We start from the raw sequence: 23,398 nt of genomic DNA, 5'->3' as shown, positions 1-23,398 counted from the left end.
CAGAATAGTCACAGAATCAGCAGCAATAACCTTCCATCACTTGGATCGTTTCAGAAGCTTGTAATGTTGTGCCTCCCTAAGCGTTTCTTCCTTTCTCTGCTTGTTTGCAAAATGAATGTCAACTGAATGCTGCAGAGTGAGTTTAGCTTTCTGTTTGAGTTTCCTCACAATATCTTTCTCTCTATCTTTTGATGGAAGATTATTGGTAAAGATAAGCAAATCAACATCGTTGGCTTTCTTGATGTCACCCCTCGCAATGCTACCGACCAGATACACCTCTGCATCTTCAAAGGTCTCAACTATACTGCAAATAACTCCATCAATCCATCTATACCAGTTTTCCAGGTTTTCCTCCCTTTTCCTTAGCCTTACATCCAAATACTCTTCTATCTTCCTGCTCGTGATAGCTCTGTAGGATGCCTCGATCAGAAAAGATGCTGCAATAAGGCAAACAAAGACCGTCAGATTTCTCACATCAGTTTCTGCCATCCTATAAATGAGTACAACAAGGGCTGCAAGAGTTAACACTGTTCCTACTGCTGGAATTACCGGATTTAGCTTAACACAATCACGGAGCTTCAACGCTGCGATGTTCACGAAGAGAAAGATAAGCAAAAATCCACCGCTCCCGGCTGTGGATATGAACTCAAGGCTTGCAGTATTTGCAAAGATTAAGGATAGAAGACTTATTATAAGCAGCCCTTCATAAGCCTGCTTCCAGAGGGGTTTTTCAACAGCTTCGGGAAGCTGTCCATACTTTGCTACCATGTAGCTTGCTCTTACGGTGCCGTAGAGAGTGGCATTTATTGCCGAACTTGTTGATGCCAGAGCAGCTAAGGTTATGAGCCAGAAGCCCGCCTCGCCCAGCGATGGCTTCGCTGCGGCTGCTAAAGCGTAGTCCCTCGCCTTGATTATCATATCGTACGGCAGGTTCCCGACAGTAACCACCGCCACCATCACATAAACGACTACCACCAGCAGAACCGCAGCATAGAATGCTTTCGGGAGTATCGACGGGTCTTCGACATCGCTTCCTGTATTTGCTATTAGCTCAAACCCCTCATAAGCAAGAAATATTATCATCCCGCCTGCAACAATGCTCACGGGATCTGCCCAGTTTGATGGTGAAAGTCTAGCTGTGTCCACGAAAGCCATGCCAGCTCCGGCCACGATTAGCAGAATTGCCAGCTTTAATACTACAAGTAAATCCTCGGTTTTTCCGCTGATGACTGCACCGAGGGCATTTACGACGGTGAACAGAACAATTACGAGAGTTATCAGCAGATGTTTTGCAAGGATTGGGTTGATGAAGCCCAGCATGTTTGCACCGTAGCTGCCGAAGGCGTAGGCGTAGAGGGAGAGCATGACGATGTAACTTGCAAGCAACAATACATTGAGAGTGCCGGAGAACAGACCCGTTCCGTAAGCTCTCACAATGAACTCTATAGTCCCTCCCTCACTTGGAAACCTGACCGACAGTCGGGCATAGGAGTAGGCAGTCGCCAAAGCTATCAAACCAGCTAAAAGAAAGGCTACAGGAGCGGCACTTTTTGACAATTGAATGCTTAAACCTAAAACCGCAAAGATGCCGCCACCGATCATCCCTCCAACGCCTATGCTGAAAGCCTCCCAGAACCCAATCTTTTTCCTCATTTTACCGCCTGATGTTTTTGATTTTGCTTTAGACTTTGAAAAATATGTAAAAAACTTTTTTGTCAAGGGAGACTTTATTCACCGGATAGAAATAATTGAGTTTGAGAACCCAAAAGAAAACCCAAAAAGTAAAAAATTACAAAACAAAAACTGCTGCGGAGACAACTGTTGTGAACTCCCTCACTTCCGCAACCTCAAATACCGTTTTCTTAAAGGTTGCCTTTGAGCCCATGCTCTCGACCATCAGTTCCGCCATCTTTTCCGCATGCTTTTCATCAACGCTTTTATCCCATTCTCCAGAATACTCTGTTAGGTATCCATGACCCTTCTCTGGCCTAGCAAGCCCGATACTTGCGAAGATCTTCTTTCCGGCTTGATTGCTCGTGTATCTCGCCATTACTGTGAAGACTATCTCCCCAGGAGATAGGTGCTTCAACCCCTCCTCCTTATCAACTATCTCGCAGTTCGGTGGCAAAATGCTGCTGACTGTGACGAGATTGAACTTCTCTATACCCGCATCCCTCAAAGCAAGCTCAAAGCTCACCAGCGCATCGCTGTGAGATCCCTTACCCGAGACCAGAAAAACCTTCTTCGGAACGAGCTTCATTTTAACTCTCCTGTCTTTTTTTATTTTTTAAGTAAACAGATGCCTTATATCCCACAACAGTTTCGGATTCTTCTTGATCAGTTCGAGAACTAGCCTTTTAACGCTTATCTCTTCAAGGTTGTATCCCGCTATACTCCTGATGAGCCTATCGAGCGTTTCATCACTGAGCTTTAAGAATTTCTTCTGAAGCAGTTTGTTTCTGTGAAGAGTCTTTCCAAAATCGTTCTTCCACATCTCATCATACCTCCTCAGAAACTCTTTAGAGTAATTTTCTGCATCTACAGCTTCTTTCGCAACTTTTCCTGCAAAATATCCGCCCTTGATTGCATTGGCTATCCCGCCCCCAGTTATGGGATCCGCATGCCTCGCAGCATCTCCAACGAGCATAACATTGTCAGAGACAGCGGTATCTATAGGACCTGTTACCGGAACTCCTCCAACCACGAACTCAACAATCTTTCCATCAGGATAGTACTCCTGTACAAACCTATCAAGCCACCACTTTGCTGTTTTCTTGGTCATTGTGGGTAGAATGCCAATTCCAACATTCGCAGAACTCTCACCCTTTGGGAAAAGCCACACATAACCTCCCGGAGCGTACTTCTGCCCGATCCAGAAGTGGCAGAAGTCTGGATCGAACTCTATGTTCGTCATCAGGTACTGCACACAGCTTTCTATCTCTCCAAGCTTAACTGTTGTATCTATGCCCGCCCATTTTCCGACTCTGCTCTCAACTCCATCCGCACCCACGACTATCTTTGCTGTGACCTCATAATCCTCACCCATTCTCTTCAGCCTGATTCTGAGTCCATCCTTCTCTCTTTCCATCCCCGTGGCTGTTGTTTTCACTATCACCTCAGCTCCGGCTTTTGATGCCATTCTCGCAAGATCTCTGTCGAATATTTTTCTCTCAAGAACGAATCCAACCTCATTCCCGGCCATTTCCGATGAGAGCTTGAGTTCAGTTCCATCGGGAGAGTATATTATCGCTCCCGACACCTCTCTTGCAATCCACTTTCTATCTATCTCAAAGAACCTCTCCAAACCTTCTTTGCTTATTCCCTCAGCACACCTTACCGGAGCCCCTATTTCCTGCCTTTTCTCCACAAGGAGAACATTTAAACCCTCTTCAGCACAGGTTTTTGCGGCCATCGAACCTCCAGGCCCTGCACCGATAACCACAACATCGTAATCGTAATCCATGAGCATTCCTCCTACTCTTCAACGCTTATTGCTCCCATCGGGCATACCCTCACGCACATCTTGCAGAGCGTGCACTTCTCCTCATCAACCCTTACAAAAGTCTCAACGAGTTCGTTTGCATTGAACTTGCACACAGAAATACAAGCTCCGCAGTACGCACACTTATACCTATCGATCACGAGCATGAGATCACCCCATGACTAATAAGACCTGGAGATTGCTGAGAGATAGCCCTCCCTACCACATACAATGCACTTTCCGGTAATATCTTTATCACACCATTCGCCAGCCTCCTCGAACTTCCCGAGAATCCCTGCAGAAACATCTTTCTCTATCACCTCAGCACACTCTTCAGACATACAGAAGTGTACGATTGCAACACCCGTTCTAATCCATCCCCTGAGTTCGTCAAGATTATCGAAATACCTCACCTTTTCCTTCATCCCGGCAAATGCTCTCGCTCTAATCCTGCTCTTGATCTCCTTTGCCCAAGCCTTTATCTTTTCATCTGTTAGCTCATCCATACTCATGCTGAACTTCTTCCTCTCATCCCTGAAGGACACAACTATCTCGCCCTTCTCAACCTCTTTCGGTCCGATCTCGATTCTGATTGTTGCACCCTTAAGCTCCCACTTGTAGTACTTAGCTCCCGGCCTCTCATCGCCGCTGTCGAGGACAGTCCTGTAACCCAATCCCTTTAATTTATTGAACACCTTCTCAGCAACTTCCATCACTTCCTCTTCCTTGCCCTTATACAGCACGGGTATTATGACGAACTGAACAGGAGAGACCTCAAATGGAAGAATAAGTCCGTTATCATCTCCATGAACGCTGATGAGCGCAGCCACACACCTCTCAGAGATGCCATAGCATGTTTGGTGGACATACTCGTGATCTCCATCCGGGGTTTCATATTTTATATCAAAGGTCTTTGCGAAGTTGTTTCCGAGGTGGTGGACTGTTCCTATCTGCAGCGTCCTTCCATCCGGCATGATCGTGTCGAAGGCTATCGTATAAACAGCCCCCGGAAACTTATCCCATTCAGGACGCCTTATAACCATGTAAGGGATTGCGAGAAAATCATAAAATTCCTTATACAACTTTACAGCATCTTTAACCTGTTCTTCAGCCTCTTCAAAGTTTCTGTGGGCTGTGTGGGCCTCTTTAAAGGAGGTTATCTCTCTGAGCCTTATCAGTGGTCTTGTATGCTTCGTCTCATACCTGAATGTGTTCACTATCTGGTATACCCTTAACGGCATATCTGTGTGACTTCTGATCCATAGCTTGAACATCGGGTACATTGCAGTCTCGCTGGTTGGCCTGAGGGCAAGCTTGACATCGAGTTCATCAAGCCCGCCATGGGTTACCCAGTAGACTTCATCCTCAAAACCCTTTATGTGCTTACCCTCTTTCCCAAGCTCAGTTTCTGGAATTAAAGCTGGAAAATAAACCTCATCATGCTCTTTATCGAGCAACTCCCTCAACTTTCCATAAACGAGCTGTCTTATCTTGAAGCCAAAAGGGAACCACACATAAAGACCCTTTATCGGATACCTGACATCCATAATTTCCGCCCTGTGAATCACCTCATGGTACCACTCGGAGAAGTTCTCTTTCGGTGGCAGAGTTTCTATGTTTTTCTTTTTTCCTGAATTCTGGCTCATTTTTTCACCCTCATAAGTTGTAAGCACTAATTGGAGAAGTATAATTCGCTAAGGATTGTTGGAATATTAAAATTTTGGTGTTTGCAGAAGTTGATTCGAGATTGGGCTCATGCTGGACAGCTCAAGATTCAGAACCTTCACTGAATCTGAAACCTCAACAATGCTGCGATTCCCCCAAGGGACACCAGCTGTTTACCCGGCTCGAACTCCGAGCTGAGGATAACAACCTTACCTCCTGAATCCTCTACAGCCCTCATCAGCCCATCTACATCCCAGTTCTCCCTTTCCTTCAGCATGTAGTCGTCAACTATGAGCAGAACCTCAACCGCCCCATAATTCATGGCCTTCTCAACCTCATCCTTCCCGTACACGGCCTTTCCGTCCCTGGATATCTCGGCCAGAAGCCTTTCCATGTACTCTGCCTCGAGACTCAACCTTAGCTCACCGACTATCCTGTCTATAACCCCCCTCCTCAGAACCTCGATGAATCCCCTAACACCGATGGATGAAGCATCTGCTTTCACCATAACCTTCGCAATCTCTGGCTCTCTATCTTTCAAAAATTTCAGGAAATCATCCTTTGTGAATCCGGGGCCAGCAACAACCCCATACCTGAACTCGATGTTCCTTATCAGATTCAAAATTTCAGCGAAGAACTCGCTTCTGTAGTTTCCTTCCCCTTTTCCATAGCTCCTGTTTATCGTTGCAATCTCCTCAATTCCCCACTCTCTGAGAACCCCTATGACCGCTGATCCCTCTTCGATGGTTATCACTATAACCTCGGGCCTCTGTGAGGCTTCGATTGCTTTCTTTATTCTTTCAATCTGCTCCTTTTTCCATCGCTCTTTGATTATGCTTATCTCCTTGTTCACGGAGATGTTAATCGTGTGATGACCGGAATCCTCAACACCAGCAACTATTTTCCCGCTAACCCTGAGCCTGTTTGAGAACTTCTGAAACTCAACCTTCTCTACCTCTATTCCTATCCTTACGGTTATCTTCTCCTTGTCACTCCTCAGCTTATCGCTGCTCTCACTAACTCTCTTTGTCAGGGCGAAAACGATATCTCCAGGCTCAATTATGAACTTGAGGTGCCAGAGATCATCGAGATTTTCGGGGATTAGCTTTATCTCTCCTTTCTCTCCCTTTATGTTCTCTTCTACCACTTTCATCTTTCAATCTCCTCTCGATGTACTGTATCGGATGATAAATATTCCTACAAGTCTCGTCTTTGTAACAGTTGTGGTAAGTCTTCATGGTATCGCATGAGGGAGCATCGTATTCAGTCCCCTTAGCTCCGGCTATATGCTCAACCTGATACCTCGTCTTTTCCTCATCAAAGTCTGGAGAGGTCTTATAGAGAGAAATTATTTCATCAACATCCATTCCTATGTTCAGCAGAAATGCTGTCAAAGCGAATCTTGCAGTATGTGGGAGGTTGGCTCCAGCCTGCAAATCAGAAAGGATTCTCCTCATACAGGGTGGGAATTTGCCCACATCCACGCTCTTCAGGCTCAATTTCGGAAGCTTTGTTCTCAACCTCTCAGACACAGATTTTAACTCCGATACATCCTCAATCAAAAAATCATATTTGGTGATATCTATACTCAGCCTTTCCGCAAGCTTCTCCCTCAGACACTCCTCAACAACCCTCTCCAAATCCTTTCTCGTTACGGCAACAAACCCTTTAACGAGCTTTCTGTTGATTAACCTCCAATCTTTAGCCCTTATTTTTACCGAGGCTCTGAGATAATCCGAAACATGAATGTAATAATTCCCGTTTTTGACCTTCTTTTTTATTCCAAGGTCTGAGGTTATGAAGTCAAGCACATCGCTCCCCTCTTCTACCAGAAATCTGTGATAGATTTCAGCACTTTTTACAGCAAACTTCCTGATAGCCCAGGTTTCAAGATGGGAAACAAGTATTCTCGAATAAAGGTAGCTCAGAACAGACTCCTTTGCCTTGCTCAGACTCTCTCTATAATATTCCTCCCCAATTGAAATTCTGCAATTCCTGAAGCATTCAGCACACTCGTGGCAGTAAGGTGTTAAAAACTTCTCACAGTAGCATCTTATGTCACATGATGTGCAGAGGAGGTTAGCTTCTGAGGACTCAAATTCAACTCTGGAATCCTTCAGGATGGCTTTAACGATCTCTTTCCCCTTACTGAAAGCTTCCTGAATCAGTATGCTGTCCCTGGCTTTGTCCATTATCTCCTCGATGCTGCCAAACTGCGAGTTAAGAAATATTCCAGAAATCCTCAGAAAGGGATACTTGGAGATTAAGGATAAAATGGGTAAAAAATCTCTTTTTTCCATGGCTTAATACTATTCAGCCTCGATTCTTGGCGCCAGAATGTACTCCACTCTGACTTTTCCGCCAGCAACCTCGAAGACCATCCTGACAGGATAGTCATTTCCGAGTCTTATCGTGAGAACATCTCCAGAAGAGGCTATTTTAACAAACTCCTTTAAATATTCAAGAGAGAACATGCTCTTGGCTTCCTGCCTGTTGAACTCAGCCAGTTCGGCATCCGACAGGCTGAAGGTTATCCTGTCAACATCTCCCTCCGCCTCGATGAAAAAGCCCTCCTCGTTCGTCCTGAAGACAACATGATCGCTTATCTTATCGGCAGCCACTATCGCTTTCTTGAACTCTCCTGCATCCATTACGATTTTGGCTGGTAGATCGATCTGAGGTATTCTGGGCTCCTTCCTTATCGCTGATGGGTCGATGAGAGATACCGAGTACTTAACACTACCGAATTTGACTATAAAAGATTCCTCATTTATTGTCATTTCAACTACATCATCATTCTTTATTGACTTGGATATGTCGAATATCCTGTTAACATCTACTCCTGCAACGAAATCCCCCTCAGATTCGTACTTGATGAACGATGATGACGGTACATCAACTATAACCATAGCCACATTCGCCGGATCCACTGCCCTCGAATGAAGTCCCTCTTCCTTGAAGTGGAATCTCGCCTCGCTCACAAGAGAGACCATCGCTTTTGAAACTGTCTTTAAAATCTCACCGTTTAGCACGACATCAACCATGAGCATCACCGTTTGAGAGAGATTATGGAGAAAATATTTATAATTTTCTTCTTCCAGACATCGGTGCAATTTGATCTAAGCCCTATCGCCTAAAGCATGACCTCCTCGCCAATAACCAAGTAAACCAAAACCTTAAAATTCCCTGATCCATACATAGGGTAGGAATGCGGGGGTTGCCGAGCCAGGCCAAAGGCGGTGGACTCAAGGCCTTTGGTGGGACATCCACTCCCGAAGGGGTCCGAGGGTTCAAATCCCTCCCCCCGCATGAATTCTCTTGTTAAATGCACGGGAACAAAGTTTAATGGCTTAAATAGCAACGAGGGAACGAATTCTCTGATGAACGTAGATTTGGACAAGTGGAGAGCTATCGACTATAACGAAAGGTTGAAGAAAGAGTTGAAAATTCTTGTTGATTATTTGAAAAGAGAAAATGAGTTAAAATCAAAGAGATCGGAAGTGAAGGACCTCTTTAAATTAGGGAAATGTGGGCTGTTTATGGACAAAATACACAGATTACTGAGAGATCTGTAGCTAAATTTGTATATGCTAATGTACTTATGCTCGCAATCCTGATACGATTGGGATTCAAGGATATTAGTTTTTGGTTTAGAGTCGTTAGAATTTAGACTGAGGTGGTGGTTTGCTAACACCTTAAATAGAATATCTTACAAAGGTTTCGAGAAAAGCTGGGAGAAGGTTATGAAGGTGTGCCCCTTGCGAGGTGAATTTTTGGAGCGTAAACTTCTGCCATTTTTGTAGGTTTGCAGGAGTAGAAAGATTAATTTGGGGGGTGGTTTGAATTGTTAGTGGGGGTTGGTGTGATAAGAGAATACATTGAAGCGGCCATGAAAAAGGCGAGGTATGAGTTCCTACCTGAAAGTCAGGTGTTCTATGGGGAAATTCCTGGATTGAATGGCGTTTATGCCTACGCAGACTCTCTTGAAGAATGCAAAAAAGAGCTGGAAGAAGTACTTGAAGAGTGGATTTTGATAAGAGTCTCAAGGAGCTTTCAAATTCCAGAAGTTGACGGTGTGAAGATTGTAATCAGCAAAGTCGCGTAACACTCTTTTTGAATTAAAAAGCATTGAAGTGGCGCTTCTTTTACCCTCTCCATATCTCCTTTCGGTTGGTGTCTCGATTGAATAAAAGAAATCAGAGTTGTTTAGAACACTGCAATAAACGAATCTTGCCTCTTGCTCGCTTATTCTCTGATCCCTATCTCTTCTGTGAGGGATGATGAGCTTTGGATAATCCATTGCCGGTCTTGAAACCACATCTGGAAGATTCCAGATCAGATCACAGGTTTTTTTGTTTATGTTTATTAATTTGTTCATTAGTTCAGATAACATGGTTTGATCTGAGTTTTCTTCATTATAATTTTTGTCATTTTTGATTATTCGCAATCCGCCCACCCCAGTAGGCGGCTTTGCAAAAGCCGCTAAGCATTTGAACTGGTTGATTGTGCATGTACAGCAGGGAAAGCCATTGAAGTTATGTAGTGTTTCCAGATGCGGAATTGTAAGAGTTGTTCGGGAGACTTGAAGATGACAGCGAGACATGAAGAAAAGAAGTTCACAATGGTTGTGTACAGGATTAACGAGACTGAATTCAGCGTTTTGTCGTTGAATTCAACCTTTGGATAGCCAAAGCAGTATGTTGTCAAGTGGGTTGGTTACAAGTGGATCTGCTCCTGTCCTGACTATGCAAAACATTCGGAAGAGATCGGTTATGCATGCAAGCATATTGAAGCGATGTTTAAGGCTGTAAAGAAAATAGTGTGGAGCAGGGATGGTATTGAAGTTAAGGTCGTGAGGAGACAGAAATTTAACGGAAATGGCAGGAATGCTGAAGCTGAGGTTAATGAGGAAGCAACTCCTTCAGAAACGGGATGAGAAAGATTCTCATTTCGAAGTTATCCCGCTTATCCTTACCTCTCTTATCTTGTCCTCCCTGACAACAACGAGCTTCCCTTCAAACTCTATTTTTGATTCGATTAAAAGCCATTTGAGAAATTCAGTGATGTAATCAACTGATTTTGGAGGTACCCTAAGAAGAATGACTCCAAAGGGCTTCAAAGACTTCCTGAAAATTAAATCTCCAAAATCTTTATCGAAGGTTATTATAACTGCTTTTTCCCCTCTCTGAGATTCTAACAATTTCCTCATCTTTAAGCCCTGGCTGCACGCTTATGATTGAGTCTATGTTTATTTCCTCTTTTTTAAGTCTTTCAACGACCTCGGAATGTTTTCGTCAGCTATGAACTTCATACTTCTTTGGCATAAAATAAATTCTCTCCTCTTTTAGAACATTCACAGCGTAGCTTATAGCCTCGAGAATATCTTCTTTCTTAAGCTGAGGATAATTTTCAAGAATTTCCTCGTAGCTCCAGCCGTTAGCGAGAAGTTCGAGGATGAATTCAACTGTTATGCGGGTTCCCTTTATCACGGGCTTCCCCCCGGAAATTTCCGGGTTGATTTCCACTGGCATAGTTTAATGTATGCTCAAATAGTATATTACTTTATTCTTGCTGCATTCAGCTTTGCCTTTATTGAGAAATCCCTTGCACTATCCAGTAAAGTTTCATTTCAAAAAAATTGCCGAAATCATCCGTGATGGGGAATCATATCGATAAAAAGGAGGTAACGGTCAAGTCTTCGAAGATACTTGAGAAAGAGCTTACTGATGAAGAGTTTCCCATATAATTACAGGATATTACCAAAAGAGCTGGAGAATTCTGTTGAAGAGTTAAGGGAGAAGACGAAGAATTTGAGTTTCAAATAAGGTCGTGAGATGCAAAGAAGTTTGAGGAATGATTTCAATTAGAAGAAGTGGAGAGGAGAGAAATAAAGGAGAGGATTGCCAAGTGGATGGGCATCCAATAAAAAATAAATTAAACAATGTTTTCAGCCAAAAAAACATCAAACCTGAACCCTTTGAGGTTTGCGTATCCTCTAAAACTTCTAGCCTGAGCTCTTGCATGCTCAGTGTTGATCGTATCTTCTGTCTCGATTTCAATAATTCTCCCTCTACCATTTCGGAAGACAACAATTATGTCTGGCCTATGACTTCCAATCATCCTGGGTTTAAGAAATCCCGACGCATCTGCATAAACTGTGGCGCTTGGATGCTGCCTTCTGTATCTAGAAGCTAACTTCTTTACGGCCTCATCATGCTCCGTTTGTTTGAGGAGGCTGCGTCTAGATTTAGGCATGTCATTAATTGTCAGAATAAGTAATTATTAATTTCGACCCGCTGGTAATTCACACCCCCCATTTTTTCAAACTTTATATACCATCTCTATCACAAATTTCTTGAAATAGACAAAAAAGCTGGGGAAGGATGCAAAAGGGGCTGAATATTTATTCCGTTATGCTTGTAGAGGCCTTGAGAAAATACGTGCCTCACGAGTCTGAAGTCAACTCTGTGCAGGGCTTTGATCGTATCTTCTCCCGACACTACAGGCAACTTCAATGCCAAGCACCAGTAATAAAACCAGTAAAAAGAGGGTTAATTAAATGTAATTGAGTAATTCGACGACCTCAGCTTTCTTGCCCCTGATTTCGGCTTCTATTTCAGCATTGTCAATATCGAGGTAAACTTCAATAGCTTCCTTGATATTCTCTAAGCATCTTCTCTTGTCTCTCCCTGAGATACGCATCCGGGCAGGGAAGGAATAAGGACGACATACAACCTAAATCCCTTTCACTCACATGATATCCTTCAAATCCTTTTCCATCTCCTTCAACTCCCTATATTCCCCCAATCCCACCTTCCTATGAACTCTTTCGATTTCCTCAAGCAGTTCTAAAATGCGTTTACCAGTGTCTGTTAAGGAATAAAAGGGACGCCTCTTCTCCTGATCATATTCCACTTTTACCAAGCGTAAATTGATTAACTGGTTAATTCTCGTACTAAAGGCTCCAGAAGAGACTAGGGAGTTCTTCATTAATTCAGTATAAATTAGTTTTTTGTTTTTTAAATTCTTCAAAATCCAAACATTTGCTTCATCCAGATAATCAAACAAACCCTCTTTTTTCCTCGGCATTTGCTTAGAATTATGAGCTAGACTTAGATAAAATATCCATTAGTTATCTAATTATGTATCATATTACTAATCTAAAGTTACTTAATCGAAAATCTTTAAGCCTGTTTTGGTAAGAGTCCCACCGAAAATGTTCGATGAGATTAAAGAACTAACTGAAAAAGACTCTACAGAAACCCGACAGACTTTTTTTCTACATTGCCGGGCACCTGAAAGAGAAGGAGCTTGCGAAAACTCAGGCAGCGGAGTAGCATGACTGGCGACCCACAGCCTCAACCTCTAGCGCCATACCTCTTGAACCTTGGTCAATGTAGAATGATATGTTCCAGGTACTTATTTCTTGATCCTGAGATTTGGAATTATCTTATCCTCTTTCATGGTATCCCCAAACTTCAAAAACTCCCCCATGATCCGGAAATAAAATGCATATGCCCTGCAACACCCCTTTGTATCCGATGATAACTCCTCAAGGAATAAATCCCTCTCCTCCTACAGCAACAATCTCAGTTTCTGTTTTGAACCTGTAGCCTGAATATAGATCCAAGTGCCTGAATATCCTCCATCTTACAACTCCAACGAGGGTGAAGAACTCCACCTTTACAGTTTCACCAAAAATCACTTTCGGTTTCAGATCCTCAACATCCACAAGCCATTCGTAGTCATCGACATCAATGCTGTTCTCATCGACTATCTCATGCAATCCCCATGAAAGCCCATGCCATAATGCTCCAAACTCGCGCATCTCTCTGACAAACAGAGATGAAGAAATATAGGATTCAGGAGAGCAATCGCCTTCTAGAACCTCCATAACTGGAAGGGTGTTTTTAGGCTTTGGAGTTTTGAGAGTGTCGAGCCATTCACACTCATCAACATCCGGAAACTCCGATTCCGGTAACGCCCACACAACACCATTCCCGTTCAAACCTTGTCTGAAAATGTAAGCTCTCAGAGTGTATCCTTCTTTAATCCATATGCCCTTAAAGAGCTTTAAAATATCCATCGGACTTACAGGAGACTTTTGCCAGCCATCCTTAGCCGGAACTCTCCACAAGTCTTCAGCTTCAATGTGAAGCTGGTTCAGTTTCTTTGCAGAAAATGTCCACATCATATCACTTGGTTAAACATGGATAACATACTATAAATCCTTACTCTATAAAGGGTGAAGACCATGGAGTTTACTCTGGCCCATCGATGTCGGATATCCTCTCGAAATAATTCCTGAGATCCTGATAGGAGTTGTTGAGCTTTTGCATCGATCTGTAAGCGTTGTTTATGTGCTTCGTTGTGGTATCAAGATTTCTCTCAAGGTCTCTGAGTTTCAGGCTCAATCCATCTATCTTTTCCTGAATTTTTTCTGCCCTCTCGCTTATCTCCTCCGCCCTTATTTTTGCAGATATGAGGCTCAAATAGGCAGGCATCGTTGATGGAGAGGTGAGAATAACTCCATTTTTGGAGGCTTCAACTAGAACACCCTGTGCATCGGTTGCGAGATGGTAGTAGATCGCATCAGACGGAACAAACATGAATGCGAAGCTCTCGGTTGCATCTTTCCCTACATACTTTTCCCTAATGCTGACTATATGCCTGCTCACATCTTTTATAAACTCCTTCCAGTATCTATCCTTCTCAGCATTCTCAGCTTCAAGATATCTCCTGAAATTTTCGAGAGGAAACTTTGAGTCTATGCAGAGCCACTTCCCCTTTTCCACCATTATGCAGGCATCAGGAGTTCCCGCATCAGGGATGCTATACTGAAATCTCAACCGATGAGATGGAAACAGCTCTTTCAGAATCATTTCAAGCTGAAACTCTCCGAATTTAGCCCTTCTCAGCTTAACATCGAATATATTTTTTAGGTCGGTCGTTACTGATTTGAGGTCTGATGAAGCTTCTCTGATTCTCGCTATGTCCTCCTGAATTCCGAGTTCTTTCAGCGAGGTCGCAAATGCACCCTTTATTACCTCTGCATTTCTGATCATGGCTGATGAGAACACGTTTTCGAGAATGCTCGACGACTGTGTCAGAGTCTTTGTGAGATTGCTCTCCACTATTTGCGGGATGCTGTTGATGAGTTCTTCAAATCGGTTGTTCATCGATCTCTCGAGTTTAAGGTTTCTGTAGATTGTGTAAAGTAGAATTACGATAATAAACAGGACTGCTATCACAACCAGTTCTTCCATAATTTTTCCTCCAGTCATTCTCTTGCAATCCGTTGTAACTATTCAACCGCTTCTTTAATTTATTTTTTATTAATTTTTGGTGAAAAACAGGTTTTTATCTCTCTGGCATCGAAAAACCCACCACATATCGAAACAGTTATCTCCACAGCTTAGAACCAGAATCCAGCATGATCGAAGAAAAATACATCCAGAAAATCCTCAAACTCCACAGAATAGCAAACGAAAGGGATTGGAAGCCCTGGATCCTACAAAGTGAGCTTAAAAAGGTCTGTGAAGAGGTTATCTCAGTTGGAGATGACTTGTCCTTCACGCTCAGATTTGATAAAAAATTGGTGGTCGATGAGAAGTTGTTAACAAAAATGGGAGCAAAGAAAACAAGGCTGTATCCCTTCAGAAACGCCTACAGATTCGAAAGAGGTTTTATAGCAGTGGAGGGTAAGTTCGTCAGGATAAGCAGGAACCTTGATGCCGAGAAGCTGAAATGGATTCTCGAGCGTGCAATTGACTGCAAACAAGAATAAAATAAAAAAGTCAGTACTCGTAGAATCCTCTTCCAGTCTTCCTTCCGAGCAATCCGGCACTGACCATCTGCTTCAGCAGTGGACATGGCCTGTACTTATCACCAAGCTCCCTGTGAAGGGTTTCTATTGCTGCAAGGCAGATATCAAGCCCTATCAGGTCTGCAAGCTCCAGCGGGCCCATCGGGACATTAGTGAATAGCCTCATCCCCTTGTCTATCTCCTCCTTGGTCGCTATTCCCTCGTACAGCACATAGATTCCTTCATTTATCCATGGCATGAGGATTCTGTTGCTTATAAATCCAGCAGAGTCCTTGCACACCACAGGCTCTTTACCAATTTTCTTAACGAACTCAACAGCGAAGTTCAGAGTCTCATCGCTTGTCAGCAACCCTCTCACAATTTCAACACCCTTCATCAGCGGCACAGGATTCATGAAGTGAATTCCGACAAAGTTCTCAGGCTTCCTCGTGACAGCAGACATCTCAGTTATGCTGAGTGTTGATGTGTTGGATGCAAATATCGCATCCTGATTTTTAACAATCTCATTCAGCTCTTTGAAAACAGCCTTCTTAACATCCATCTTCTCCACAACAGCTTCGATGACAAGATCTGCAGACTCCAAATCCTTCATGTCGAGAGTCGGCTTTATCCTGTCAAGCACAGCGTTCATTTCATCCTCAGTCATTTTGCCCTTGGATACGAACTTTGAGAGGCTTTTCTTTATAGCATTCATTCCTCTATCGAGAAAACTCTGCTCGATATCCCTCATTATTACTTCATAACCAGCCATCGCACAGACCTGAACAATACCATTACCCATCGTTCCTGCTCCAAGAACTCCAACGACCTTTACATCATCCACCTTCACAATATCACCTCAAAATTAAGATTTAATCCTTCCAGCAAGCGTTCTACCAATAACTATCCTCTGAGCTTCGCTTGTCCCCTCATAAATCGTACCCACTCTCGCATCCCTGTAGTACCTCTCAACATCGTACTCCTTGCTGAACCCATACCCACCAAACACCTGAACAGCCTCATAGGTAACCTTTATCGCAGTCTCACTCGCGTACAGCTTTGCAGCACTGCTTAATGCAGGATTTGGCTCACCCTTGTCAACCAGATATGCAGCCTTGAAAATTAACAGCTTAGCTGACTCTATTGCCGTGAACATATCTGCTAACTTGAACTGGATCGCCTGATGCTCTATGAGGGGCTTGCCAAAGGCTTTTCTTTCCTTGGCGTACTGCAAGGCTCTCTCGTAGGCACCTATGGCAATTCCAAGATGCAATGCTCCGATCTTAATCCTGCTCTCGTTGAAGAATCGCATTAGCTGGTAGAATCCTCTGTTCTCCACTCCGATCAGGTTCTCTTTCGGAATTCTGACATTGTTGAGAACCACCTCACTTGTATCGTGGCAGTTCATTCCCATCTTGTGTATCGGGTTTGCCTTGTAGCCCTCTCTGTCCGTCTCAACAAGAAACGCTGAAATGCCCTTGTGCGGTGGGCTGGCGTTGACATCGGTCTTTGCCAGCACAACTGTGTATATACCAACCTTACCGTTGGTTATGAACTGCTTTGTACCGTTAAGAACCCACTCATCCCCGTCAAGCTGCGCCCTTGTCCTCATCGCAGCAACATCCGTACCGCAATCTGGCTCGGTGATTGCTATGGCAGATGGCCCCTCACCCTTAGGAACTTTCGCCATGAAGTTCTCCTTCTGCTCCTCGCTTCCGAAGTATCTCAGCATTGGAACTCCAAGCGTTGCGAGGTCTATTGCCGAGCCTATCGATGAATCCGCCCTGCAGAACTCCATGCTTATAATCGCCTCATCAACACACCCCATTCCGGCACCGTTGTATTCTTCAGGTATGCTTGCTCCAATAAACCCGAGCTTTGCCGCTTTTTTGTATATATCCATCGGATACTCTGCTTTCTCATCGTATTCCCTACCATAAGGCATTATCTCCTTCTCGGCGAACTCCCTAACTGCATCCTGCAGCATCTTCTGATCTTCATTAAAGTCAAAATTCATCGTATCACCTCAAAAGCCTGAAGTAAGGCACAACTCTCCTCTTCTTATCAGGATAGAACATCTCCGTTGGCATCTCCTTTCCAAATACCTCAACTTCCTCGCCGATAAGACCCTGTCCAACCTCATCAGCCTTATCGAAATCCAGCCTGCCCACAATCCATGGACCCTCCTCAAGCTCGACCATCGCAACAGTGTACGGGACCTCCTTATCATATCCTGCTGGAGCGATGTAGGTGGTTGTGAATGTTCTGATTACTCCTTTACCAGAAAGCTGAACCTTCTCAAGATTTCTGCTACCACAGCTATCGCAAACAGCCTTTGGCGGGCAGGTGTATGCACCACAGTCCTTGCATTTCAGGCCTAGAAGCTTGCCTTCAAGCAGGGCATCGAAGTATTCTTTAAAGGTTATCACGATCATCCCCTCCTCCTGTGGATTCCAAGAATTATATTAACAAGCGTTCCGAAATCCCCGCCAAGCGTATCCGTCATACCGATCTCGGCATCCTTGACGGGGTTGTACTTGAATTCGCCCCTCAACTGCTTGACTACGGAGTAAATCTGGGATGTACCTGTAGCACCCACCGGATGTCCCTTCCCTATCAGCCCTCCATCCGGATTCACCGGCAGATCTCCATCTATGGATGTTACTCCCTCCGCAACAGCGTCAGCACCCTTGCCGTATTCGAAGAATCCCATGGCTTCGGTAGCTATGATCTCTGCGATGGTGAAGCAATCATGAATCTCAACGAAGTCCACATCCTTTGGAGTTATTCCCGCCTCCTTGTACGCCATCTCTGAGGCGATCTTTCTGGGTATAGCTCTGACCATGTCCTCTTTCTGCCTAAAAAGTCCTCCTGCACCCGACTGCCCGGTTCCAAGAATATAAACTGGATTATCGATGACATCTTCAGCAAAATCTGCAGATGCTATGATCACAGCACTACCACCATCGGTCATCGGACAGCAGTCGAACAGCGTTAGCGGAGAGCAGATAACCTTCGAGTTGATCACATCCTCAACCTTAAGATCCCCAAACTTGTTGTAGAACTGTGCTTTCGGATTTATCGCTCCATACTTGTGGTTCTTGATCGATACAAGAGCCATCTTCTCATGAAGTTCCTCCATCGGTATCTCGTACTTCTTTGAATAAAGTCTAGCTGCTAAGGCAAAAACCCCCGGAAATGTCAGTCCAGCAGTCATCTCGTGGAGTCCATCTACTGCAGTGGCTAAAGCTCTGGTTCCTATAGCCGTTCCGGCGTTGTATAGCCTTTCAGATCCTCCAACAACAACACAATCATACACACCATGAGCAACTGCAAGATACGCTTCTCTGAAAGCCACAGATGAGCTCGCACATGCAGCCTCATATCTCCTCGCCGGAATTCCTCTAAGGCCTATCTCATCTGCTATGAATCCGGAAAGGTTTGCCGAGCCATCAGTCATCTCACCGACGAAGTTTCCATAATATAGTGCCTCTATATCTTTCAGCTCGATATTAGACTCATCAAAAGCCTCATAAAAAGCTTCAGCAAATAAATCTACAAGCGTTTTGTCTGGATGGTATCCAAACTTTGTCATGCCAACTCCGAGGACAGCAACATCTCTTTTCTCCATAAATCGACCTCCCCTACCCTCTATTCCATTTAATAATTTTAAAAGGAGACAATTGATAATCTTTTCGATTTTTTCCTGTATTTTGTGGAGGAATGCTGATCAGCAGACTACAGCTTCACTCCAATTTTAGGGCAAATATCGTTGATAGGACACTCTTCACATAATGGTTTTACTGGCTTGCAAACGGTCTGCCCAAATGCAACGAAGGCTTTGTTAACCCTTCTCCAGTATCTTTCTGGCACGATCTTTTTGAGTTCGATCTCTGTATCTTCTGGCTTGCTCGTGTTAACCAGTCCGAGCCTGTTTGATATTCTGTGTACATGAGTATCAACACCTATCGTGTTCCTGTTGAATGCGGAGGCTAAAACAACATTGGCTGTTTTCCTTCCCACTCCGGGCAGTTTGAGCAGTTCGTCGAAGTCGTCCGGGACTTTTGAGTTGTATTCTCTAACCAGAACCTCCGCCATTGCCTTCAGATTTTTTGCTTTGTTCCTGTAAAATCCCGTGCTTTTTATCAGCCTCTCGATTTCTGAAATTTCGAGTTTTGCCAGGTCTTTCGGTGTGCTGACGACCTTGAATAGATTTTCCACCGCTTTTGCGGTCTGCTCATCCCTCGTTCTCGCACTCAGAATCGTGAAGACTAGGTGCTGAAAAGGTGTGTTCAAAAATCTCTTCAGGGTTAGAACGGGAGCTTTTCTTTTGAATCCCTCAGATTCCATTGCCTCCAGCAAGCGATCCCAGTCAATCCTTTTGCTGATTTCTTGAGCACTCATGCTTAAATTAAGTAAAAAAGAAAATAGGTTAAGCCTACAGGCTATTCAACATCTATGCCCTTGATCCAGGGCATCATCTTCCTCAGCTCTTTGCCAACCTTTTCAATCGGGTGGTTCTTCTCCATCTCAAGCAGCTTGTTGAAAACCGGCCTGTTGGCCTGGTTCTCGAGTATCCACTCTCTCGCGAACTCTCCGGTTTGAATCTCCTTGAGGATCTTCCTCATCTCTTCTCTTGTCTGCTCGGTTATGATCCTCTTACCCCTCGTCATTCCACCATACTTTGCAGTATCACTGACAGAATACCACATCGCGTAGATTCCGCCTTCATAAATCAAATCGACTATCAGCTTCAATTCGTGCAGAACCTCAAAGTATGCTATCTCTGGCTGATAACCTGCCTCCACAAGCACATCGAAGGAGGCTTTTATCATCTCAGCCACTCCACCACATAGATCAACCTGCTCTCCGAACAGATCGGTTTCAGTCTCCTCTTTGAATGTTGTTTCAATAACTCCAGCCTTCGTTGCCCCTATACCCTTCGCATAAGCCAAGGCTTTATCAAGAGCCTTTCCGCTGTAGTCTTGATACACCGCAACGAGTGCGGGAACTCCTATGCCCTCGGTAAACATCCTCCTGACGATATGACCCGGGCCCTTTGGGGCAACCATCGTAACATCGACGAACTTAGGAGGTATAATCTGGTTGTAATGGATATTGAAACCGTGAGCGAACATCAGCATGTCTCCTTCCTTCAGATTGTCGTTTATGCTCTCATAGAAGACCGCTGGCTGAATGTTGTCCGGAACCAGAACCATTATCACTTCCGATTCCTTAACAGCCTCAGCAACTTCCTTAACCTCAAATCCATCCTCCACAGCCTTATCCCAGTTTCTTGTCCCCTTCTTATCCGCAACAACAACATCAAGCCCGGAATCTCTCAGATTCTGTGCATGTGCATGTCCCTGGCTGCCGTAGCCAATAATTGCAATCCTCTTCCCCTTTAAAACATCAAGGTTCGCATCTCCATCATAGTATATCTTCGCCATGCAATCACCGAGCTAAGTTATAACAAACCACTTATATAGATTTCTTTTAATTCAGAATATGACTCTGGTTGAGAAGCTGATAGATCTCCTTATCGACAGAAGGAGCCTTACAGCAAGCGATGTGATCAGGGAGCTTAAACTGGATCCAAAAATGAGGAAAGATGTCCTTAATGCATTCGAAAAGGCTGGCAGGGTTCTGAAGAAGAAGGGATTCAGATTGCTAGTGGCATACCCAGAGTGCAGGAAGTGCGGTTTCGTGCTGAAGAATATTGGAGCAAGTAAATGTCCGAAGTGTAAGAGTGAATGGATAAGTGAGGCTGTTTTTATGGTGGAATGAGTTCTAATCTCCTGCCGGTAGTTCAATTTCTGCTGATAAAGTCACTTTCAAGCAAAGCATCAGCCCCACCTACAGTTCAACAGCTCTTCCCTTTACAAGGCATCTTCAGATATCGTCAGGGTTTTGTGTGCCATAATAATAAAGTGTACTTAGGTATTCAATTCTTCTCGAAACTCATCTTTTCTGTTTATGTATCTCCTCAGTTAGCAAACTGTAAAACCAAAACCCAAAAACAAAAGCAATAAAATAAAAAAATTAGGCAATTTTAACTACCTTGCCCTTACCTCCAGCGTTGACATCTCCTTCAAATCCGTCTTCTACTTCCTTGAATCCTGGAACGAGCTCGAAGTTGCCCTTGATCTTTATTGTCCCTCCCTTCATGTCTCCTCCAACGAATCCGCAGTCTCCATGGATCACTATAACTCCATCCTTCATCTCAGTTCCAATGAAATCTCCTGCACTTCCCTTGATCTCTATCTCTCCTCCACCCATCTTCTCTCCTATGTAGTTTCCTACATTCCCATCAACCGTTATTTTGCCACCGCTCATTCCGGTCATGTCTCCATAGTACGCACATCCGACATAGTTCCTCGCGTTGCCCTTAACGATGATCTCTCCGCCCTTCATCTCCGCTCCGAGCCAGTCGAGAGCATTGCCCTCCACAACTATCTTCCCACCGGTCATGTAGGCTCCACAGTGGTCACCTATATTGCCTTTCACAACAATTTCTCCCTCATCCATCCTTGTTCCAACCCACTTGACCTTGCTGAAGTCTCCTTCGAGGACGAGCTTTGCCTCATCCCCTTCCTTCTTTATCTCAAAGAGTTCTGAGAGCTTAACCTTCTTTTTCCCGTAATAAACCTCAAAATCCTTGATCTCCTGTTCATCAGCCTTTGCTACTGATGGTGTTATCTCCATCTCCACACTAACCTCGAAATCGAATTTTGGCTTTAATATAAGCATGATATCACCCCATAACGAGTCTTTCAGGTTTCTTGATCCATGCCTCCTCAACACCGTAGTTGACTCTCTGCAGGCTGTAGTACTTCTCGAACATGTCGTCCAGATCCGATTCTATCGCATCCATAGCTGCCTTGTTTCTTGCATCTACCCAGAATGTTCTGCCCCACACTTCCTTCACGAGCTCTCCTTCCTTCGCTATGATCTCTCCGCCCTTTATCGTATATACGGCAGTCTTGAAGGCCTTGTAAACTGTCTCGAAATCGTTGGATGGATCTACCTCAAGCGGGTTGAGGTCGTAGATCGCTATATCCGCATCCGCTCCAACTCCAAGATGTCCTTTGCTGTCCATACCCATTACTCTGGCAGGCAGGCTCCTCGTCATGTGTATCACTTCATACAATGTCTTCTCGACATCTATGGATGGCAGGTTGGTTGCCTTCTGCACATATGGGCTAACTCTCTCAAGCTCTTTCTCCCTCATCTTCTTGCTCATCAGCATCGCCATCACATATGGATACTCTGTGAAAGGTCCACCGTTCGGATAGTCTGTTGAGAGCACGACCTTATCGGAATCAACAAGCAGACCGAGTTCAAGCCCTATCGCCCACTGCAACGCATGAACCGGGTTCTTTGGCAGATAGGCTATTGGCACTATGCCAGCTCCTCCTTCAATCTCGCTGTCTTTGTTGCTCCACCTCGCTCCAGTAAGCTTGTGCAGCGTGAACTGGAAGGGTGCATCACCGGTCATGGCTGTGGCATGACCAAAAATCGGCTGACCCATGTCTATCGTGATGTTATCAACGCTGTTAACATACTTGGCCACCTCAGCTGCACCGCTTGCAACATCCCTCCATGAACTCCCGGCATAGGAGTTAAACTGCACATGGGTCACATGCAGAACTTGCCTCTTTTCATTGCTGAACTTTGATGCAAGCTTCATGCTCTCTATTGTAGTTTCATAGTTGCCCGGTGTACCAAGGTTGTTGCAGTGGAGGTGAACTGAGTGGCACAGATTGAGGTTCTCCGTTTCCTGAATCAAAGCCGTGATTATCTCTCTCGGAGTTACGCCAAAGCCCGGAACCTCATCATCCAGACTCTTGCAGTTCCCACCATACATCCAGGCCTCAACACCACCAGGATTGACAACCTTGACGCCAAATCCCTTTGTTCTCTCGAGAGCCCATGCGATGAAAGCTCTTAGCTTCTCGAAATCCTTCTCGGCAACATACTTCAGCACGAAATGCCAGTTCCCGAACACAGGCAAAGCAGCCTTATCTATCATCGGGATGGCATCAAGCTCCTCGTGGGTATGAAGGGCTCCAACTGGTGGCTGTGCAGCCTCAAAGGCAGTCGTGTATCCCATCTTTGCATACTCATAACCTATGGCAGGAGAGGTCAGCAGAACCCTGCCTATAGAAGCCCTGAATTTGCCTGCAATGAGCCTTACAGTTCTCATCTCCTCCGGTCTCATCTCTCTGCCGACATTGATCTTGCTGCCAGCGATGTGAGCGTGCATGTCGAAACCGCCAGCAACCACGAGCTTGTTGGATGCATCTATTGTCTTAACCTCTCCGCTAACCTCTGACTCCTCGACGATCTTTCCGTTTTTAACGAAAATGTCCATCTTCTCAGCGTTAACACCATTCTTTGGATCGATAACAATACCATTCTTGATGTGGAGCATGATATCGCTCATT

29 protein-coding genes, 1 tRNA gene and 1 pseudogene are annotated in these 23,398 nt (G+C 44.5%); 7 read left to right on the top strand and 24 right to left on the bottom strand.

Annotated elements, in window-relative coordinates; genetic code table 11:
* Positions 1 to 36 precede the first annotated feature (36 nt).
* From ASULF_RS07925 to ASULF_RS07890, 8 genes are all read right to left on the bottom strand, one after another.
* The gene (locus ASULF_RS07925; protein ID WP_015591201.1) at positions 37 to 1,653 is read right to left on the bottom strand and encodes an amino acid permease; all 1,617 of its coding nucleotides are present in this window, start codon (positions 1,651 to 1,653) and stop codon (positions 37 to 39) included.
* Between the two features lie 136 nt (positions 1,654 to 1,789).
* Positions 1,790 to 2,260, bottom strand: coding sequence for a pyruvoyl-dependent arginine decarboxylase (locus tag ASULF_RS07920; RefSeq protein ID WP_015591200.1), 471 nt, complete (start codon positions 2,258 to 2,260; stop codon positions 1,790 to 1,792).
* A 27-nt stretch (positions 2,261 to 2,287) separates the two neighbouring features.
* Positions 2,288 to 3,463, bottom strand: a complete 1,176-nt coding sequence (locus tag ASULF_RS07915; protein WP_015591199.1) for an NAD(P)/FAD-dependent oxidoreductase — start codon at positions 3,461 to 3,463, stop codon at positions 2,288 to 2,290.
* 11 nt (positions 3,464 to 3,474) lie between these two features.
* Complete coding sequence (locus ASULF_RS07910; RefSeq protein WP_015591198.1) at positions 3,475 to 3,648, bottom strand: 4Fe-4S binding protein; 174 nt, start codon at positions 3,646 to 3,648, stop codon at positions 3,475 to 3,477.
* 15 nt (positions 3,649 to 3,663) lie between these two features.
* The gene (gene proS / locus ASULF_RS07905; RefSeq protein ID WP_015591197.1) at positions 3,664 to 5,127 is read right to left on the bottom strand and encodes a proline--tRNA ligase; all 1,464 of its coding nucleotides are present in this window, start codon (positions 5,125 to 5,127) and stop codon (positions 3,664 to 3,666) included.
* 137 nt (positions 5,128 to 5,264) lie between these two features.
* Positions 5,265 to 6,299: an mRNA surveillance protein pelota gene (locus tag ASULF_RS07900; RefSeq protein ID WP_015591196.1), complete on the bottom strand. Its 1,035-nt coding sequence runs from the start codon at positions 6,297 to 6,299 to the stop codon at positions 5,265 to 5,267.
* The gene (locus tag ASULF_RS07895; RefSeq protein ID WP_052312091.1) at positions 6,229 to 7,446 is read right to left on the bottom strand and encodes a DNA primase large subunit PriL; all 1,218 of its coding nucleotides are present in this window, start codon (positions 7,444 to 7,446) and stop codon (positions 6,229 to 6,231) included. The genes ASULF_RS07900 and ASULF_RS07895 overlap by 71 nt, the downstream gene beginning before the upstream one ends.
* A gap of 9 nt (positions 7,447 to 7,455) precedes the next feature.
* A complete protein-coding gene (locus ASULF_RS07890; RefSeq protein ID WP_236609726.1) occupies positions 7,456 to 8,196 on the bottom strand; it encodes a DNA polymerase sliding clamp in 741 nt (246 codons plus the stop codon).
* Between the two features lie 160 nt (positions 8,197 to 8,356).
* Here ASULF_RS07890 and ASULF_RS07885 point away from each other — a divergent pair.
* The 3 genes from ASULF_RS07885 to ASULF_RS07875 all read left to right on the top strand — a co-directional run bounded on the left by ASULF_RS07885 (position 8,357) and on the right by ASULF_RS07875 (position 9,251).
* A tRNA-Leu gene (locus ASULF_RS07885) sits at positions 8,357 to 8,455 on the top strand.
* A 71-nt stretch (positions 8,456 to 8,526) separates the two neighbouring features.
* On the top strand, positions 8,527 to 8,721 hold the full coding sequence (locus tag ASULF_RS07880; protein ID WP_144060525.1) for a hypothetical protein: 195 nt from the start codon (positions 8,527 to 8,529) through the stop codon (positions 8,719 to 8,721).
* Positions 8,722 to 8,996: 275 nt separating this feature from the next.
* A complete protein-coding gene (locus ASULF_RS07875) occupies positions 8,997 to 9,251 on the top strand; it encodes a type II toxin-antitoxin system HicB family antitoxin (protein ID WP_330217185.1) in 255 nt (84 codons plus the stop codon).
* Here the strand turns inward: ASULF_RS07875 and ASULF_RS11580 are convergent.
* A complete protein-coding gene (locus ASULF_RS11580; RefSeq protein ID WP_144060524.1) occupies positions 9,189 to 9,593 on the bottom strand; it encodes a hypothetical protein in 405 nt (134 codons plus the stop codon). The genes ASULF_RS07875 and ASULF_RS11580 overlap by 63 nt on opposite strands.
* A 279-nt stretch (positions 9,594 to 9,872) precedes the next feature.
* Here ASULF_RS11580 and ASULF_RS12435 point away from each other — a divergent pair.
* Together ASULF_RS12435 and ASULF_RS11755 are read left to right on the top strand one after the other, a co-directional pair.
* Positions 9,873 to 9,920 (top strand): annotated as a pseudogene (locus ASULF_RS12435) (hypothetical protein); the annotation flags it as partial.
* A gap of 21 nt (positions 9,921 to 9,941) precedes the next feature.
* Entirely contained in the window at positions 9,942 to 10,082 is a 141-nt protein-coding gene (locus ASULF_RS11755; protein ID WP_015591191.1) for a hypothetical protein, read from the top strand.
* Positions 10,083 to 10,091: 9 nt separating this feature from the next.
* Here the strand turns inward: ASULF_RS11755 and ASULF_RS07870 are convergent, their stop codons facing one another.
* From ASULF_RS07870 to rmuC, 7 genes are all read right to left on the bottom strand, one after another.
* Entirely contained in the window at positions 10,092 to 10,355 is a 264-nt protein-coding gene (locus ASULF_RS07870) for a DUF5615 family PIN-like protein (RefSeq protein WP_015591190.1), read from the bottom strand.
* 85 nt (positions 10,356 to 10,440) lie between these two features.
* A complete protein-coding gene (locus tag ASULF_RS07865; RefSeq protein WP_015591189.1) occupies positions 10,441 to 10,677 on the bottom strand; it encodes a DUF433 domain-containing protein in 237 nt (78 codons plus the stop codon).
* 403 nt (positions 10,678 to 11,080) lie between these two features.
* Positions 11,081 to 11,401 carry a hypothetical protein gene (locus ASULF_RS07860; protein ID WP_015591188.1) on the bottom strand — a complete coding sequence of 107 codons (321 nt, stop codon included), beginning with the start codon at positions 11,399 to 11,401 and terminating at the stop codon, positions 11,081 to 11,083.
* A 300-nt stretch (positions 11,402 to 11,701) separates the two neighbouring features.
* Positions 11,702 to 11,848 (bottom strand): hypothetical protein, encoded by a 147-nt coding sequence (locus ASULF_RS11750; RefSeq protein ID WP_015591187.1) that lies wholly within the window; start codon positions 11,846 to 11,848, stop codon positions 11,702 to 11,704.
* 48 nt (positions 11,849 to 11,896) lie between these two features.
* Entirely contained in the window at positions 11,897 to 12,235 is a 339-nt protein-coding gene (locus ASULF_RS07855; protein WP_015591186.1) for a winged helix-turn-helix domain-containing protein, read from the bottom strand.
* A gap of 463 nt (positions 12,236 to 12,698) precedes the next feature.
* Positions 12,699 to 13,340 carry a hypothetical protein gene (locus ASULF_RS07850; RefSeq protein WP_144060522.1) on the bottom strand — a complete coding sequence of 214 codons (642 nt, stop codon included), beginning with the start codon at positions 13,338 to 13,340 and terminating at the stop codon, positions 12,699 to 12,701.
* A 67-nt stretch (positions 13,341 to 13,407) separates the two neighbouring features.
* Positions 13,408 to 14,412 carry a DNA recombination protein RmuC gene (rmuC, locus tag ASULF_RS07845; protein ID WP_015591184.1) on the bottom strand — a complete coding sequence of 335 codons (1,005 nt, stop codon included), beginning with the start codon at positions 14,410 to 14,412 and terminating at the stop codon, positions 13,408 to 13,410.
* 167 nt (positions 14,413 to 14,579) lie between these two features.
* On the opposite strand from rmuC, the gene ASULF_RS07840 reads away from it, so the two are divergent.
* Positions 14,580 to 14,933, top strand: a complete 354-nt coding sequence (locus tag ASULF_RS07840; RefSeq protein ID WP_015591183.1) for a hypothetical protein — start codon at positions 14,580 to 14,582, stop codon at positions 14,931 to 14,933.
* 10 nt (positions 14,934 to 14,943) lie between these two features.
* On the opposite strand, the gene ASULF_RS07835 is transcribed toward ASULF_RS07840, so the two are convergent.
* The 6 genes from ASULF_RS07835 to ilvC form a co-directional block, all read right to left on the bottom strand.
* The gene (locus tag ASULF_RS07835; RefSeq protein WP_144060521.1) at positions 14,944 to 15,804 is read right to left on the bottom strand and encodes a 3-hydroxyacyl-CoA dehydrogenase family protein; all 861 of its coding nucleotides are present in this window, start codon (positions 15,802 to 15,804) and stop codon (positions 14,944 to 14,946) included.
* Positions 15,805 to 15,816: 12 nt separating this feature from the next.
* Positions 15,817 to 16,968, bottom strand: a complete 1,152-nt coding sequence (locus tag ASULF_RS07830) for an acyl-CoA dehydrogenase family protein (protein ID WP_015591181.1) — start codon at positions 16,966 to 16,968, stop codon at positions 15,817 to 15,819.
* Between the two features lie 4 nt (positions 16,969 to 16,972).
* The gene (locus ASULF_RS07825; protein ID WP_015591180.1) at positions 16,973 to 17,386 is read right to left on the bottom strand and encodes a Zn-ribbon domain-containing OB-fold protein; all 414 of its coding nucleotides are present in this window, start codon (positions 17,384 to 17,386) and stop codon (positions 16,973 to 16,975) included.
* Positions 17,383 to 18,582, bottom strand: coding sequence for a thiolase C-terminal domain-containing protein (locus ASULF_RS07820; protein WP_015591179.1), 1,200 nt, complete (start codon positions 18,580 to 18,582; stop codon positions 17,383 to 17,385). Before ASULF_RS07820 ends, ASULF_RS07825 begins: the two co-directional genes overlap by 4 nt.
* A gap of 107 nt (positions 18,583 to 18,689) precedes the next feature.
* A complete protein-coding gene (gene nth / locus ASULF_RS07815) occupies positions 18,690 to 19,355 on the bottom strand; it encodes an endonuclease III (RefSeq protein WP_015591178.1) in 666 nt (221 codons plus the stop codon).
* A gap of 41 nt (positions 19,356 to 19,396) precedes the next feature.
* Complete coding sequence (gene ilvC, locus ASULF_RS07810) at positions 19,397 to 20,401, bottom strand: ketol-acid reductoisomerase (protein ID WP_015591177.1); 1,005 nt, start codon at positions 20,399 to 20,401, stop codon at positions 19,397 to 19,399.
* 58 nt (positions 20,402 to 20,459) lie between these two features.
* On the opposite strand from ilvC, the gene ASULF_RS07805 reads away from it, so the two are divergent.
* A complete protein-coding gene (locus ASULF_RS07805) occupies positions 20,460 to 20,738 on the top strand; it encodes a transcriptional regulator (protein WP_015591176.1) in 279 nt (92 codons plus the stop codon).
* A gap of 255 nt (positions 20,739 to 20,993) precedes the next feature.
* Here ASULF_RS07805 and ASULF_RS07800 read toward each other — a convergent pair whose 3' ends face one another.
* Both ASULF_RS07800 and ASULF_RS07795 read right to left on the bottom strand, forming a co-directional pair.
* Positions 20,994 to 21,701: a formylmethanofuran dehydrogenase subunit C gene (locus tag ASULF_RS07800; RefSeq protein WP_015591175.1), complete on the bottom strand. Its 708-nt coding sequence runs from the start codon at positions 21,699 to 21,701 to the stop codon at positions 20,994 to 20,996.
* A 4-nt stretch (positions 21,702 to 21,705) separates the two neighbouring features.
* Positions 21,706 to 23,397, bottom strand: a complete 1,692-nt coding sequence (locus tag ASULF_RS07795) for a formylmethanofuran dehydrogenase subunit A (RefSeq protein WP_015591174.1) — start codon at positions 23,395 to 23,397, stop codon at positions 21,706 to 21,708.
* Between the last annotated feature and the right edge of the window lies 1 nt (position 23,398).

This window comes from Archaeoglobus sulfaticallidus PM70-1 (assembly GCF_000385565.1).
Classification (GTDB): Archaea; Halobacteriota; Archaeoglobi; order Archaeoglobales; family Archaeoglobaceae; genus Archaeoglobus_A; species Archaeoglobus_A sulfaticallidus.
This window is presented reverse-complemented; position numbering and strand designations above follow the sequence as displayed.